Genomic DNA, 1,753 nt, shown 5'->3' with positions numbered 1-1,753 from the left:
GAGGCTGTAAGATAAGTCAATCTAAAACCCACCAAGAGTGTTGATATATCAACATTCTTGGTGGGCTTTATGGTATAATTAAGTTAGTAAAATTAAAAAACAGAGGATCGGACCCTCTGTTTAAAGATAATCCAGAAAGGACTACCTCCAATGTGTAACCATTATAACATAAACCAACTCACTTTAGAACTCTCAACTCAATATTCTCCAGAATCCAATCATATTGTCTGGACCATTCACGAATTTGTTGAAGACTTAGAAATTCATCACCCCTATCTCTTTGGTCGACCGAGAGAGTATGATTTTTCCATGTTATTAAAACTTCTCCTATACGCTTATTCAAGAGGCATCTTCACCAGTCGCCCTATCGCTCGCTTTGCACAAGAAAATTTACCCGCTAGATGGCTCACACAAGAACAGTGTCCCAGTCATGAGACCATCTGCCGCTTCAGACGATCTGACGAATTATCGGAGATTCTGACGGATAGTTTTGACTATTTTGTCTCATTTCTGAAAAAGCAGGGACTCATTGATGATAAAGTATTTGTTGATAGCACCAAGTTACTGGCAGATGCCAATAAGTATACCTTTGTCTGGAAGAAGAATACGATTCGTTACGAAGAAATGAATCGCCAACAACTCGTGACATTGTTAAATGAACTGTATGATTATTACGGTAGAGCGTCAATCCCTGAAGATACACCGCTAACCGTGGAAGACTTAGGAGAAATCATTACGGTGCTAGAAGTCCAATTACAGGATCTTGAACAACAAATCGAAGCCAATCCCAAGCCATCACCTAATCCGGATAAGCAAGAACGACGCTTTCTAAAGAGTCGAATCAAGCAGGTAAAGGAACGCCAATCGAAAGCGATGGCTTATCAAAATCAGCACGAAAGACTCGGCACCCGTAATTCTTATTCTAAAACCGATACAGATGCGACTTTCATGCGAATGAAAGAAGACCCGATGCGTAATGGTCAACTCAAGCCAGGTTATAATCTCCAAGTCGCTACCCGCAATCAATTCTTTCTAGCCTACCAACTGTTTCCTAATCCAACGGACACAAGAACGTTAATCCCTTTTATGAAGACCCATCACACGTTATTTGAACAGAGTTCGGTGGTCGCGATGGATGCTGGTTACGGTTCACAGCCAAACTATGAGTTTTTAGATGATACCTTCCCAAATTTAGTCCCATTAATCCCCTATAACACTTATCGCAAGGAACAGAGTAGAAAATGGCGTGAAGATGAAAAAAAGGTCATGAACTGGGATTACTACGAATCGGATGACTATTATATGGATCCCAAAGGCGTCCGGTTTAACTTTCATGCGTATCGCACTCGAACGGATAAATACGGTTATATACGTCAGTTCAAAGAGTACCAGGCGGAGAAGTCCGATGCCAATCAAAATCTGATCGAATCCGCACTCACCCCTAAAGGGTATCTTAGGAAGGTAACCATCAATCCGGAGTGGGAGTACTACAAAGCCAAGCAACGAGAGCTCTTGTCAGATCCAGAATACAGCTTAATATACAGCCTTCGAAAAACGGATGTGGAACCCGCATTCGGACATTTGAAGGCGAATTTAGGGTTCAACCGATTCCATGTAAGAGGAATTGATAAGGTTCATAATGAGATTGGACTGGCGTTAATGGCCACGAACATGAGAAAATTGGCTCTGATCTTTAGAACAAATCAAAAGACCCAGCATTTTTATTCTTGTCGAATAAAAATCTGGGTTTTTT

At 41.2% G+C, this 1,753-nt stretch carries 1 protein-coding gene; it reads left to right on the top strand.

Annotated elements, in window-relative coordinates:
• Positions 1–150 precede the first annotated feature (150 nt).
• A partial coding sequence (locus tag T408_RS0109030) for an IS1182 family transposase (protein ID WP_028119626.1) occupies positions 151–1,753 on the top strand: 1,603 nt, incomplete at its 3' end.

It is taken from the genome of Hutsoniella sourekii ATCC 700629, assembly GCF_000518205.1.
Classification (GTDB): domain Bacteria; phylum Bacillota; class Bacilli; order Lactobacillales; family Aerococcaceae; genus Hutsoniella; species Hutsoniella sourekii.
Note: the sequence above shows the minus strand (reverse complement) of the source record. Positions and strands in the feature narration are given on the sequence as shown.